The 13,715-nt window shown below is 59.6% G+C and carries 13 protein-coding genes; 5 read left to right on the top strand and 8 right to left on the bottom strand.

All coding sequences use genetic code 11. From position 1 onward, the window contains the following. Positions 1-4 precede the first annotated feature (4 nt). Entirely contained in the window at positions 5-2,839 is a 2,835-nt protein-coding gene (uvrA, locus tag PSH79_RS24630; protein WP_305440070.1) for an excinuclease ABC subunit UvrA, read from the bottom strand. A gap of 191 nt (positions 2,840-3,030) precedes the next feature. Between uvrA and PSH79_RS24625 the strand changes: the two genes are divergently transcribed. Beyond that, positions 3,031-4,428: an MFS transporter gene (locus tag PSH79_RS24625; RefSeq protein ID WP_305440069.1), complete on the top strand. Its 1,398-nt coding sequence runs from the start codon at positions 3,031-3,033 to the stop codon at positions 4,426-4,428. A 9-nt stretch (positions 4,429-4,437) separates the two neighbouring features. Next, entirely contained in the window at positions 4,438-4,962 is a 525-nt protein-coding gene (locus PSH79_RS24620; RefSeq protein WP_008081898.1) for a single-stranded DNA-binding protein, read from the top strand. Between the two features lie 138 nt (positions 4,963-5,100). Here PSH79_RS24620 and PSH79_RS24615 read toward each other — a convergent pair whose 3' ends face one another. From PSH79_RS24615 to PSH79_RS24585, 7 genes are all read right to left on the bottom strand, one after another. Continuing rightward, complete coding sequence (locus PSH79_RS24615; RefSeq protein WP_305440068.1) at positions 5,101-6,258, bottom strand: glutathionylspermidine synthase family protein; 1,158 nt, start codon at positions 6,256-6,258, stop codon at positions 5,101-5,103. Positions 6,259-6,260: 2 nt separating this feature from the next. Further along, positions 6,261-6,965: a DUF1190 domain-containing protein gene (locus tag PSH79_RS24610; protein ID WP_305440066.1), complete on the bottom strand. Its 705-nt coding sequence runs from the start codon at positions 6,963-6,965 to the stop codon at positions 6,261-6,263. 17 nt (positions 6,966-6,982) lie between these two features. After that, entirely contained in the window at positions 6,983-7,408 is a 426-nt protein-coding gene (locus tag PSH79_RS24605) for a DUF350 domain-containing protein (protein ID WP_305440065.1), read from the bottom strand. Positions 7,409-7,423: 15 nt separating this feature from the next. After that, positions 7,424-8,074 carry a DUF2491 family protein gene (locus PSH79_RS24600; RefSeq protein WP_305440064.1) on the bottom strand — a complete coding sequence of 217 codons (651 nt, stop codon included), beginning with the start codon at positions 8,072-8,074 and terminating at the stop codon, positions 7,424-7,426. Positions 8,075-8,278: 204 nt separating this feature from the next. Then, positions 8,279-8,977 carry a PspA/IM30 family protein gene (locus PSH79_RS24595; RefSeq protein WP_305440062.1) on the bottom strand — a complete coding sequence of 233 codons (699 nt, stop codon included), beginning with the start codon at positions 8,975-8,977 and terminating at the stop codon, positions 8,279-8,281. A gap of 17 nt (positions 8,978-8,994) precedes the next feature. After that, positions 8,995-9,663, bottom strand: a complete 669-nt coding sequence (locus PSH79_RS24590; RefSeq protein WP_305440061.1) for a YjfI family protein — start codon at positions 9,661-9,663, stop codon at positions 8,995-8,997. A gap of 152 nt (positions 9,664-9,815) precedes the next feature. Further along, positions 9,816-10,364 (bottom strand): cysteine hydrolase family protein, encoded by a 549-nt coding sequence (locus PSH79_RS24585; protein ID WP_305440060.1) that lies wholly within the window; start codon positions 10,362-10,364, stop codon positions 9,816-9,818. Between the two features lie 161 nt (positions 10,365-10,525). On the opposite strand from PSH79_RS24585, the gene PSH79_RS24580 reads away from it, so the two are divergent. The 3 genes from PSH79_RS24580 (at position 10,526) to PSH79_RS24570 (ending at position 13,604) form a co-directional block, all read left to right on the top strand. After that, the gene (locus PSH79_RS24580; RefSeq protein ID WP_305444079.1) at positions 10,526-11,446 is read left to right on the top strand and encodes a GlxA family transcriptional regulator; all 921 of its coding nucleotides are present in this window, start codon (positions 10,526-10,528) and stop codon (positions 11,444-11,446) included. A gap of 300 nt (positions 11,447-11,746) precedes the next feature. Further along, positions 11,747-12,856: a DUF3182 family protein gene (locus PSH79_RS24575; protein ID WP_305440059.1), complete on the top strand. Its 1,110-nt coding sequence runs from the start codon at positions 11,747-11,749 to the stop codon at positions 12,854-12,856. Then, on the top strand, positions 12,846-13,604 hold the full coding sequence (locus PSH79_RS24570; protein ID WP_305440057.1) for a S9 family peptidase: 759 nt from the start codon (positions 12,846-12,848) through the stop codon (positions 13,602-13,604). The genes PSH79_RS24575 and PSH79_RS24570 overlap by 11 nt, the downstream gene beginning before the upstream one ends. Positions 13,605-13,715 lie beyond the last annotated feature (111 nt).

The following is a 13,715-nucleotide window of genomic DNA, read 5'->3' as shown; positions in this document are numbered from 1 at the left end:
GCGTTTAAGCCCGATCGCGGATCAACAGCGGTTTGAGGTAATGCCCAGTGTGAGATTGCTTCATCTCTGCCACTTGTTCCGGCGTACCGGTCGCAATGATCTGCCCACCCTTGGAACCACCCTCTGGCCCGAGATCCACCAGCCAGTCGGCTGTCTTGATCACGTCGAGGTTGTGCTCGATCACCACCACAGTGTTGCCGTGGTCGCGCAATCGATGCAGCACGTCGAGCAGTTGCTGAATATCCGCGAAGTGCAAGCCAGTGGTTGGCTCATCGAGGATATACAGGGTCTTGCCGGTGTCGCGCTTGGACAACTCACGAGACAGCTTGACCCGCTGCGCCTCGCCCCCGGACAAGGTCGTCGCCGACTGCCCGAGCTTGATGTACGAAAGCCCCACATCCATCAACGTCTGCAGCTTGCGCGCCAGCGCAGGCACCGCGTCGAAGAACACCCGGGCTTCCTCGATGGTCATCTCGAGGGTTTCGTGGATGCTCTTGCCCTTGTATTTGATCTCAAGGGTTTCGCGGTTGTAGCGCTTGCTTTTGCACACGTCGCACGGCACGTAGATGTCCGGCAGAAAGTGCATTTCCACCTTGATCAGACCGTCGCCCTGACATGCCTCGCAGCGACCGCCCTTGACGTTGAAAGAGAAACGCCCCGGGCCGTAACCACGGGAGCGCGACTCGGGAACGCCGGCAAACAGTTCGCGGATCGGTGTGAAAAGCCCGGTGTAGGTCGCCGGGTTGGAGCGCGGCGTGCGGCCGATCGGGCTCTGGTCGATATCGACGACTTTGTCGAGATGCTCCAGCCCCTTGATGCTATCGTGGGCCGCCGCTTCCAGCGTGGTCGCGCCATTGAGTGCCGTGGCACTCAATGGGAACAGCGTGTTGTTGATCAGCGTCGACTTGCCCGAGCCGGACACGCCAGTCACGCAGGTCAGCAAGCCAATCGGAATCTCCAGGTCGACGTTGCGCAGGTTGTTGCCGCGCGCGCCCTTGAGCGACAGGGTCAGTTTCTTGTTGCGCGGTGTGCGCTTGGCTGGCACTTCGATCTTGACCCTGCCCGACAGGTATTTGCCGGTCAGAGAGTCAGGGTGTGCCATCACTTCGGCTGGCGTACCTTCGGCAACGATCTGCCCGCCATGCACACCGGCGCCCGGGCCGATATCCACCACGTAGTCGGCCAAACGGATGGCGTCTTCGTCGTGCTCGACCACGATTACGGTGTTGCCGATATCGCGCAAGTGTTTGAGCGTGCCGAGCAGTCGGTCGTTATCGCGCTGGTGAAGGCCAATCGACGGTTCGTCGAGGATATACAGAACCCCGACCAGGCCGGCGCCGATCTGGCTGGCCAGGCGAATCCGTTGCGCCTCACCACCGGACAGCGTGTCGGCACTGCGATCCAGCGACAGATAATCGAGACCGACGTTAACCAAAAATTGCAGACGCTCGCGGATTTCCTTGAGAATCTTGTCGGCAATTTCCCCACGACGGCCTGTCATCTTCAGCTCGCCGAAATACTCGCAGGCATCGCCGATCGGCAGGTTGGTCACCGCCGGCAGTGTCTTCTCACCGACCCACACATGCCGTGCTTCGCGACGCAGACGAGTGCCACGGCAATCCGGGCACGACTGGGTGCTGAGGAACTTGGCCAGCTCTTCACGCACGCTCGCCGATTCGGTTTCGCGGTATCGGCGTTCGAGGTTCGGCACGATGCCTTCGAAGGGGTGCGAACGTTTGACGATGTCGCCACGGTCGTTCAGGTATTTGAAATCAACATTCTGTGAGCCGCTGCCGTGCAGGATGAATTTCTGCTGATCGGCCGGCAGTTCGTTGAACGGCACTTCCAGACTGAAACCGTAGTGCGAGGCCAGTGAGCCGAGCATCTGGAAGTAATAGACGTTGCGCCTGTCCCAGCCGCGAATTGCACCTTCGGCCAGCGTCAGGTCGCCATTGACCAGCCGCTTGATGTCGAAGAACTGCTTCACCCCCAGACCATCGCAAGTCGGGCAGGCGCCAGCCGGATTGTTGAAGGAAAACAGCTTCGGCTCCAGCTCGCTGATCGCATGGCCGCAGATCGGGCAGGCGAAGCGCGCGGAGAAGATCATCTCCTCACCCGGCTCATCGTCCATCGGTGCCACGAGTGCAATGCCGTCGGCCAGTTTCAGCGCGGTCTCGAAGGATTCGGCAAGACGTTGCTGCAAATCGGCGCGAACCTTGAAGCGGTCGACGATCACATCAATCGAATGCTTCTTCTGTTTATCCAGTTTCGGCAGCTCGTCGAGCTCACAAATGCGGCCGTTGACCCGGGCGCGGACGAAGCCTTGAGCGCGCAGTTCTTCGAACACCGACAGGTGCTCGCCCTTGCGCTCGCGAATCACCGGTGCCAGCAGCATCAGTTTGCTGCCTTCCGGCTGAGCCAGCACCAGGTCGACCATCTGGCTGACGGTCTGCGCTTCCAGCGGAATGTCGTGATCCGGGCAGCGCGGCGTACCGACGCGTGCATACAGCAGGCGCAGATAATCGTAGATTTCGGTGATGGTGCCGACCGTGGAGCGCGGGTTGTGCGAGGTCGACTTCTGTTCGATGGAGATCGCCGGCGACAAGCCTTCGATGGTGTCGACGTCGGGTTTTTCCATCATCGACAGGAACTGCCGGGCGTAGGCCGACAGGGATTCGACATAGCGGCGCTGACCTTCGGCGTACAGGGTGTCGAAAGCCAGGGACGACTTGCCGGATCCGGACAGGCCGGTGATGACGATCAGTTTGTCCCGTGGCAGGGTCAGGTCGATGTTCTTCAGGTTGTGGGTACGGGCCCCACGTATCAGGATCTTGTCCAAAGTGGCCTCGCTCGGCGGGCGTCGAAAACGTAGGAGTATACGGGCAAATACTGGATGGATGCACACTATCAAGCGAAGCGTTTTTTACCCTGCATGAAGAGTGTTTCATCTATACGCGTCATAGCGTCGCGATATACCCCGTCTTCCGATGGGACTGGTAGAATCGCCGCCGGTTCACACGAGGTTTTTCCATGCACGATCCCCACAGCGAACGCATGAGTGGCAGCGAGACCCGCGCGGCGAGCGGTCTGGCCCTGGTGTTCGCCTTCCGTATGCTTGGCATGTTCATGGTGTTGCCGGTACTGGCGACCTACGGCATGGATCTGGCGGGAGCGACCCCGGCCCTGATCGGTCTGGCAATCGGCGCTTACGGCCTGACTCAGGCGATTTTTCAGATTCCGTTCGGGGTCATTTCCGACCGCATTGGCCGTCGTCCGGTGATTTACCTGGGGCTGATCGTCTTTGCCCTCGGCAGCGTTTTGGCATCTCAAGCCGATTCGATCTGGGGCGTAATTGCCGGTCGGATCCTGCAGGGCGCCGGGGCGATTTCCGCTGCGGTCATGGCCTTGCTCTCTGACCTGACCCGCGAACAGCACCGTACCAAAGCCATGGCCATGATTGGCATGACTATCGGCCTGTCGTTCGCCGTGGCCATGGTGGTCGGGCCTTTGTTGACCAGCGCTTTCGGCTTGTCCGGACTGTTCCTCGCCACAGGCGCGATGGCGCTGGTGGGCATCCTGATCATCATGTTCATGGTGCCGAAATCCACCGGGCCGCTGCAGCATCGTGAATCGGGCGTGGCGCGACAGGCGTTGATGCCGACGCTCAAACATCCCGATCTGTTGCGCCTCGATCTGGGCATCTTTGTGTTGCATGCGATGCTGATGTCGAGCTTCGTTGCGCTGCCATTGGCACTGGTGGAAAAGGCCGGGTTGCCCAAGGAGCAGCATTGGTGGGTCTACCTGACCGCGCTGCTGATTTCTTTCTTCGCCATGATCCCGTTCATCATCTACGGCGAGAAGAAACGCAAAATGAAACGAATTTTGCTCGGCGCCGTCATGACGCTGATGCTCACTGAGCTATTCTTCTGGCAGTTCGGTGACAGCTTGCGGGCTCTGGTGATCGGCACGGTGGTGTTCTTCACCGCGTTCAATCTGCTGGAGGCCTCATTGCCGTCGCTGATCAGCAAGGTTTCACCGGCGGGCGGGAAGGGCACGGCCATGGGCGTGTATTCCACCAGTCAGTTCCTCGGCTCTGCACTCGGCGGGATACTCGGCGGCTGGTTGTTTCAGCATGGCGGTCTGTCGGTTGTGTTCCTCGGATGCGCGGGTCTGGCTGCCATCTGGCTGGCCTTTGCTGTTACCATGCGCGAACCTCCCTACGTGACGAGCCTACGCTTGCCGTTGTCGCCCGAGGCGATCCGCGAAGCGGGTCTGGTCGAGCGCCTCAAGGCCCTCGTGGGGGTAACAGATGCAGTGATAGTTGCTGATGAAGCGGCTGTTTACATCAAACTGGACAAAGAATTAGTGGATCGCGACACCCTCGAACGCCTGGTGAACAACCCGGCCGGGGCTGCTTGCGAAGCCTAGGAGAACGTTATGGCCCGTGGGGTTAACAAAGTCATATTGGTCGGCACTTGCGGCCAGGATCCCGAAGTTCGCTACCTGCCTAACGGTAACGCCGTGACCAACCTGAGTCTGGCAACAAGCGAACAGTGGACCGACAAGCAAACCGGTCAGAAGGTCGAGAAGACCGAGTGGCACCGTGTTTCGATGTTCGGCAAGGTTGCCGAGATCGCCGGCGAATACCTGCGTAAGGGTTCGCAGGTGTACATCGAAGGCAAGCTGCAGACTCGTGAGTGGGAAAAAGACGGTATCAAGCGTTACACCACCGAGATCGTGGTCGACATGCAAGGCACCATGCAACTGCTCGGCGGCCGTCCGCAACAGGGCGACCAACAAGGCGGCGGCAACAACTATCAGCAGTCCGCTCCAGCTCCGCGTCAGCAGGCACCGCGTCCGCAGCAGTCGGCTCCGCAACAGCGTTCGGCCCCGGCTCCACAGCAGGCCGCACCGCAACCGGCTCCGGATTTCGACAGCTTCGATGACGATATTCCGTTCTGATTTGTTGCTGTAACCGCTGCAAATAAAAAGGCCCGTCGCTTGAAGCGACGGGCCTTTTTTGTGGGATTTTTTTCGTCTGCGGTTATCCCAAATCCCTGTGGGAGCTGGCAAGCCAGCTCCCACAGGGAAATTTGTGTTTCAGTCGAGGATCAGGTGGGGCAAGAAGCGGCTGGAGTCTTTAGTGATAAGGCTGTTGTCTTCCCGCACACCAATTCCCGCCGCCTGATCGCCGATTACCCAAGAACCGATCAGCGTGTAGCTGTCATCGAACTTCGGCAATGGCGCAAACTCCTGCAGGATGAACGGCGCATCGGTGTAGGGGCCGTCCTCTTTGACGATCAGACCTTCTGCGGTTTGCAGCTCGATGTTGGCGCCTTCTCGGGAAAAGTACGGTTTGCGCACCCAGCCTTTGGGCACGGCGCTGGCCGGATTCGGGTCGAGATGCGCCGCGAGCAGATTCGGATGGCCCTTGTGCAGTTCCCACAGCAAGGGCAACGCGCCTTTGTTCGACAGGATCGCCTTCCACGCCGGCTCGAAAAACTGCGTGTCGCACTCGGCAATCGCCGCGCCGAAAGGTTCGTGGAAGATGAATTCCCAGGCGTGCAGCTTGAACAGGTGCGGGATCCAGCGATCTTGCAGATCGACGAAGCGTCCATCGGCGGTCAAACCAATGTCTTCAATGTCGATGTGGCGTGATTCGATACCGACTTTTTCCGCGATCAGTCGCAGGTAGTCCGTGGTGCCCTTGTCTTCGACCGAGTCTTTCATCGAGGCGAAGTAGAACGGACGCTTGAGTTGCAACTCGGCGAAAGCCTGATGCAGCTTGGTGTCGATGCTGTTGAACTGGTCGGCATGGCGCGGCAGCGTGCCGCGCTCGATGCATTGCTCCAGCCAGCCCCACTGGAACGCCGCCGCTTCGTAGAGGCTGGTCGGCGTGTCGTAGTTGAGCTCCAGCAGTTTCGCCGGGCCGTTGCCGCTATAGGAAAAGTCCATGCGCCCATACAGATGCGGATGACCTTCCAGCCAGGACGTGCGGATCATGTCGTAGTACGAAGCAGGAATGCTCAGGCGATCCAGCAGTTCTTCGCTGTGCACCACGCGGTCGACCAGGTCCATGCACATCTCGTGCAGTTCGGTGGTCGGGTCCTCTAGATCATTTTCGATCTGCGCGAGTGTGAACTGGTAGTAAGCGCTTTCGTCCCAGTACGGCTCGTCGTCGATGGTGTGGAACATGAAGCCGAGGCTCTCGGCCGTGTGTTTCCAGTCGGGGCGCTCGGCGCAGAGGATCTTTTTCATCGTTAGCTGCTCGAGCGACCGGAACTGCTGCCCCAGCCACCCCAACCACTGCGGGCACTGGACTGGCTGCCGAAGCCGCCACGGGACGTCGACGAGGCGACGTTGACCGGTTTGCTTTTGCTGCTCTCGTAGTCGGGTTGGCTGCGAGGCGCCGATTCGATTTTGCGGTACTGCGTCGAGGTGTTGTAGGTCTGACGCGTATCACGGTCGCGGTAAACCGTGCGGTTCTGGTTGTTGCTCATCGCATTGCCGATCAGCCATCCGGTCAGCCAGCCGTTGCCGCCGCCACCGCCGCCACCACCACCGGAGTAATGCGAGGTGCTTTGTGTCGCGTGAGTGGATGTGGTGTCTCCCGCCGGCATTTGCGCATCGGCGATGGCGTCGAGATTCTGCGCGGCTTCACCGGGCTGCGGCACTTTGAAACCGCCGAGTTTCGGTACGAAGCGCCCGTCGGAATTTTTCTGGCACCAGTCGGCGGCGAAATCCGCATCGCACTTGGCCTTGTCGTCGTACGCCGGAGCGATGCGCCGGTGTTCGGTCAATGCCGCCACATAGGCGTTCGAGCAGGTATCGGCGGCCACTTCGGCATCGACGCACTGCTCAACGCTCTGGAAGTTGCGTGGCTGATCCACCGCCGCGGCTTCGCCGGAAATGGCCATGGCCACCGACGCAGCGAGGGACAACTGAACGTATTTGCTTCGTTTCATCTAAGGCTTCCTGCCGATCAGTTGGACGGTGTCATGCATGCAGCGTTGAGCATGCCGACGCTGATCGCCACCGCAGCCACGTAGATGCCGGAGGCGATTTCACCGTTGGCGATGCGCTGGGATGTGCCTTTGAGCACCAGAGTCGTGGCAAGAAACGCCAGCAGTTGTACCACTGCGGCAATCACCGCCCAGAGCACGAAGTCGAGAACGTTGACTGAGAAGGCGATCACGTTGCTGGCGGGGATGGCGAAACCGATGATCGCGCCAGCCAGTGCAATGGCGGCGGCGGTGTTGCCGGCACGGATCAGCTCGAATTCCTTGTGCGGGGTGATGCGGGTGTAGACGAATTGGAACAGCATGAACAGCAAAACGGCGCCGATCAGGTAGACGACGAAACCGGTCAGCGCGGTTTTGTTCAGGGAAAAGGCCAGCACTTCCAGCATGAAAAACTTCCTTATTTAAATGGTGCTCAGGTCAGTCGTGTACAGCGAGATGCCCAGTGAGGTGCTCAGGCTGACGGTGCCTTCTTCGTCCTGCTCGACGGAAAACAGCAGCAGTTCGCGGCGATCGGTCAGGCCGGTTTCGCGTGCATAGAGCATCGAATGATGTTCGATGGTGTAGCTCTCGTCCGGATTGACCACTTGCTCGGTCATTGGAACCAGTTCGGTCTGGCCCTGTTCGGTGCCCCATTCGCGGGTGTATTCGACACCTTCGTGGGTGTAGGTCGGCAAACCGATCTGACTGCTCGGGCCCGCGAGGCGCTGCAGTTCGGCGTCGCTGTTGACCGTCACGTAACCGATATAGTTGAACAGCGTGACCGATTCGACCTGGTCGTCGCCGGTGACGTGGATCTGTACCCAGAAATCCTCGTCGTTCATGTAATAGCGGTGCAGTTTGTTGGACTGGCCGAGATCGACCCAGCCGGCGCTCCAGATCGCCTGATCGAAGGGCACACGCACCGAGGTCGAGCCATCAAGCAGCAGCGCCAGAGTCGTATCGAACCTGACACCTTTACCTTGCGCCATCCCGAGTGGGCCGCTGGCAACGGTCGGCGTTGGCGCAGCGTTCTGCCAGTTGCTGGTGCCCAGCAAGTCTTTAAACCATCCCATGGGTACGTTCCTTGAAGCGGGTGGAGGTGTTCGTCGGCAAAAAAACGTCGCTAGTGTACCGGGCTGCGCGGTGAACGAGCAGGCAAAATGCAAATGTTGTGGGTCCTGAAAATCATGTAGGAGCTGCCGAAGGCTGCGATCTTTTGATCTGGATTCAAGATCGAAAGATCGCAGCCTTCGGCAGCTCCTACATGGGGAACGGTTTTACTGCGTGGATTTTTGTTTCAGGCGCTCAAGAATCGCATTGGCGCTGCCTTCGTTCGGCGTGATCCCGGCATCGCGCAGTTTGCGGTCCAGGTCGTTGCCGGTCGAAGCGTCGGCCAGTTCGTCCGCGGCGCTCAGCTCGGCAGCTCGTTGCTGCTGTTTGGCTTGCAGACGGTTCAGGGTGCCGACGGCGGTTTCCAGTTTGCCGTTGGCGCCGCCGCTGGCGATGGACGCGCTGACCTGGGCTTTCTGCACGCTGTCACGGGCCTTGGCCATGTCCACTTGCTGGCGCAGGCTCTTGATCCGGGCTTCGGCCTTGTTGATGTCTTTGCGCATGTTGTCGGCGTAGGTGCCGAATTCGTCGCTCAGCTTTTTCTCGGCGGTCAGGTCGTTGGTCAGTGTCGAAATCGCTTCGGCCACTTCCATCGCCAAGTCTTCACGGCCGGCATTCAGGGCCGAAACAGCTTTGGCTTCCAGATCCTTGATCTTGGCGTCGTACTCGCTGACGCGATCGGCGGCCAGCTTGTGCTTGGCCATGATGGTCACCAGCTCACGACGGGCGTTCGACAGCGCGATGTCGGCGTCACGGATTTCCTGGTCGAGGATGCGCAGGGCCTGTTGGTCGACGATTGCTTCGCCGACTTCATTGGCGCCGCCGCGCAGTGCGGTGAACAACTTGCTCCAGATGGACTGAGTCATTGGATATTCCCTGTTGATTACTTGAAGAAGTGTTCGAAGGCTTCGCTCGCGCGCTGCACGTTGTCGACCAGGGTTTTCACCTCGGTGACGACGTTGGTCAGGCTCGAGTCGGCGCTGAGGGCGCCAAACATGTTGTAAACGGTCTGCCCGTTCGGCATCGACTCAATACCGATCGACGACAGCGGGAACATTTCCCGGCTGCGCAGCACGGCGTCGTTGAAGGCGCGCACGTCGGTGATCGAATCGATGTCCACCAGCACGGTGTCGACGATGATCTGCTGACCGGCCAGGGCGATGTGAATCGGCAGACCGCCGAATTCGTTCATTTCCAGCTTGATGCTGGGTTCGGAGCTCTGGATCAGAGACAGAGTGATCTCTTGCGAAGCCACCTCGTCCAGTGCCTTGAGGGCGTTGAAGAGGCTATCGATGTTCCAGTTGTTGCCTGCGCTCATGTAATTCTCCGACATGAATGAGCCAGCCAGAATCGGTTGGCGTAGCTGTTGCTCCATTTGCTTGAGCAAGCTTCGGTTTTCCGGAAGCACCCAAGTTTCGTGTTTCACATAACCGGCAGCGGCCAGGCCCGCGCGCATCTGCTTCATATAAAAGCTCGACGGTTTTTTCGCGGACGGTTTCGAGCGCTCTCCCTTTGGACTTGCTGACGCTGAAGCAGGGGAGTGGCTTTTCATGGCAGTGACTCCGTTATGAACATCTCACGCGTGGGCCACACTACAACCAATTCAAAGTGCCATCAATGGCTCACGCGTGAGATTTTTTCGGCGCATGCAAAAACGCCCGCAACGGGGCGGGCGCAGATTTTTGCAAAGTGTTTCTCGGTGGCTCAGCGTTGAAGGAACTCGTCGGTTGAGATCACGTTAGCGTAGGCAAAACCCAGCGCCGACATGAAAGCTGCATGGACGTGCGCCGCCGGCACTGTGAGGCCGTTGAACTCCAGATCGCGGCTGGCGCAGGCATCATGAATCACCGTCACTGCATAACCCAGATCCGCGCCTGCACGGGTGATACCGTCGACGCACATGTGGCTCATGCTGCCGACCACCACCAGTTCCTTGATGCCTTGTTCGTCGAGGATTGATTGCAACTCGGTTTCGCGGAACGAGTTGACGAAATGCTTGAGCACCACGGGTTCGTCGGCGCGGTTGAGCACTTTGGGATGCAGTTTGGCGCCGTCGGAACCCGGAGTGAAAAACGGTGCCTCGGGTGAGGTGAATTCGTGGCGGATATGCACCACCGAATCGCCGGCTTCGCGGAAGGCTGCGATCAGACGCGCGGCGTTGTCGGCGGCAGCGTCGGCGCCGGCCAGCGGCCACTTGCCTTGGGGGAAGTAGTCGTTCTGGATATCGACTACGATGAGCGCTTGCTTGGCCATGGGTGTGTCCTCGATGGATTGGCTGGAAGTGGCTTGAGTATTGGCGCTTACCAGCGATTCGGGGATTGGCCGCACCGACAATAGACAGGGGAAAACTGACAATGGGCGCAGAAAGGGCTGCCATCGCCTAACTGGGCGTGCTGATTTATCCCGGCGCGCAAATGGCGGCGGTACATGGTCTGACCGACCTGTTCGCGGTGGCCAACCGAATTGCTGCCGAGTATCAGTCTGCGCGGTTGCCGTTGTTGCGTGTCAGTCATTGGCAGGTCGACGGCGATCAGGCGCCGGCGCGGGTTTTCGAGAGTTGTCCGGGTGTCGACAGTGGTTTGCTGGCGGTGCTGATTCCGCCGTCCATCGCCGGTTTTTCCTCGGCGCAAATGCCAGCCACCCTGGCGCAATGGTTGCGCGAGCAGCATGCAGGCGGCGCGACATTGGGCGGTGTCTGTGTCGGTTCGTGTCTGCTGGCCGAAAGCGGTCTGCTCGACGGCCGCAGCGCCACCACACACTGGACGTCGGCCGAGGACTTTGCCGAACGTTATCCGAAGATCAAGCTCAAGGCCGACACACCGATTGTCGATGACGGCGACCTGATCACCACCGCCGGGCTGATGGCCTGGTCTGAGTTGGGGTTGCGCCTGGTCGATCGTCTGCTCGGGCCGAGCATCGCCACTGGCACTGCGCGGTTTCTGGTGGTTGAACACAGCGACAGCGCCAGTGCCTGCGGGAGTAATTTTGCACCAATCCTCAGTCACGGCGATGCAGCCATTCTCAAGGTTCAACATTGGTTGCAAGGCACTGGCGCTGCGGACGTTTCGTTGGCTGCGATGGCTGAGCGCGCGGGGCTTGAGGAACGCACATTCCTGCGCCGATTCCGCGCGGCGACCGGGTTGAAGCCGACCGAATATTGTCAGCATCTGCGAGTAGGCAAGGCGCGGGAAATGCTTGAGTTCACCAACGGCACGATTGATCACATTGCATGGACGGTGGGGTATCAGGACCCGGGGGCGTTTCGGGCGATCTTCAAGAAGATTACCGGGTTGGCGCCGAGTGATTATCGGGGGCGGTTTGGTTTAACCCGGTAGTCCCGGCAATGCATAACCCTGCGGGAGCGGGCTTGCCCGCGATTGCGATAGATCAGTCGACATCCATGTTGAAAGTAATGGCCTCATCGTTGGCAAGCCAGCTCCCACAGGGATTGGTGTGATGCCTGGGATCGTGCAAATTGCCGGGGTTTTGCGCCCGGTCGTGCAGATTGACAGAGGCGTGATGCCAGCACGATTTCGGCAAACGACTGATTAACCGAACGTTTTCCCGATCCTGCCGTTGGCCTGATCTCTGCACCTTTCCCTTCTACATTCACCGCGCCGCTGGAAGGGGGACGCATGACCCCGACACCCCGCAAGAAAACCGTCGTCGCTCACTCCGTGCGCAACGACGCGCCGCAGCACGAAGTGCAAACCAACAAAGCCCTGGCTCGCTGGTTGGCGCAGATTCTCGGGTGCAAATTCGGAGGCACTTATGACCCCGAGAAACACCGCGACCGTGACCTCTATCTGTTACCGACGCAAACTATTGTCGGCGCCGCTCACGCTAACGAATTGGGCATCAAAGGCCCGGATGATTTGTGGGGTGGCTATGTCGAGCATGATTTCATCTGCACCAAAGCCATCAGCCACGGCTTGCGTAGCCATCAAGCCCACGCGCCACAGGGCTGGTCGCCGCTGTTTTCCGAGCGCGTGCGCAACGTGGTGCTCGACGGACTGAGCGTGTTTGCGCTTGAAGATGCGCGGCCCGCCGCCGAGCATTTGTTGTACAGCGGGTCAATTCGTTTGAAGCCGATTCATGCCTGCGCCGGGCGCGGTCAGGAAGTGATCAAGAGCCTCGACGCCTTCGACGAAATCCTTGCCCGCCCCGAAGCTGAAAAGCTGTTCAGCGAAGGAGCAGTGCTGGAGCAGGATTTAAGCGACGTCATCACCCACAGCGTCGGCCAGTCATTCATCGGCGATAAAGTGCTGAGTTACTGCGGCGATCAATACTTGACCGAGGACGCTCTCGGCGAAGACGTCTACGGCGGCTCGAATCTGCTGGTGGTGCAGGGCGGTTATGAGGATTTGCTGGCGCTGGATCTGCCAGACGATGTGCGTTTGGCTATCGAGCAGGCGCAGGTTTTCGATAACGCTGCCAATGAAGCCTACCCACGCTTTTATGCCTCGCGCCGCAACTACGACATTGCCCAAGGGCTGGACAGCAACGGCAAAACACGCAGCGGCGTGCTCGAACAATCCTGGCGCATGGGCGGCGCCAGCAGCGCGGAAGTGGCGGCGCTGCAAAGTTTCGTCAACGATCCGACGATGCGCGCGATTCGCGTGTCTTCGGTGGAAACCTATATCGAACAGCCGCTGCCGGCGGACGCCATCGAGGTGTATCGCGGCCCGGCCGAGAACAGTGAATTTCTACTTAAATACGTAACGGTCAAATCTTATGACGGCTAGAAGCGAAAGCATTCAAATCGACATTGATGATGAACAGATGAGCGGGACATTTCTCAGTCCGAAATCGAAGGTGCCGGGGGTGTTGTTTGTTCACGGTTGGGGCGGTAGCCAGGAGCGGGATCTGGAGCGGGCCAAAGGCATCGCTGGTCTTGGTTGTGTGTGTCTGACCTTCGACCTGCGCGGCCACACGGGCGGCACTGGGATACCGCTGACTCGGGTCAGCCGCGAAGACAATCTGCGCGATCTGCTGGCGGCCTACGACCGCTTGCTCTCACACCCGGCGCTCGACACTTCGGCGATTGCAGTTGTCGGCACCAGTTATGGCGGCTATCTGGCTTCCATCCTCACGTCTTTACGCCCGGTGCGCTGGCTGGCGTTGCGGGTGCCGGCGCTGTACCGCGACGAACAATGGCACACACCCAAGCGTGACCTGGACAAGGCTGACCTGCGCGATTATCGCGGCACGCTGATACGCGCCGACAGCAATCGGGCGCTGCATGCCTGTTCACAGTTCACCGGGGATGTGTTGCTGGTGGAATCGGAGACCGACGACTTCGTGCCCCACGCGACGATCATGAGTTACCGCGCGGCGTGTCAGCAGACGCACTCGCTGACGCACCGGATCATTGACGGGGCGGACCACGCGTTGAGTGAGCCGGTTTCGCAGCAGGCCTATACGTCGATTCTGGTCGACTGGATTACCGAGATGGTGGTGGGTGAGCGGTTAAGCATTATCCAGTCTTCGTAGCTGTGTTGTTTTCTCCGACGCCATCGCTGGCAAGCCAGCTCCCACAGGTAACTGCATTTCAAATGTGGGAGCTGGCTTGCCAGCGATCGCGTCATCAGCCTAAACAACAAT

The sequence above is a fragment of the Pseudomonas sp. FP2196 genome, from assembly GCF_030687715.1.
Classification (GTDB): Bacteria; Pseudomonadota; Gammaproteobacteria; order Pseudomonadales; family Pseudomonadaceae; genus Aquipseudomonas.
This window is presented reverse-complemented; position numbering and strand designations above follow the sequence as displayed.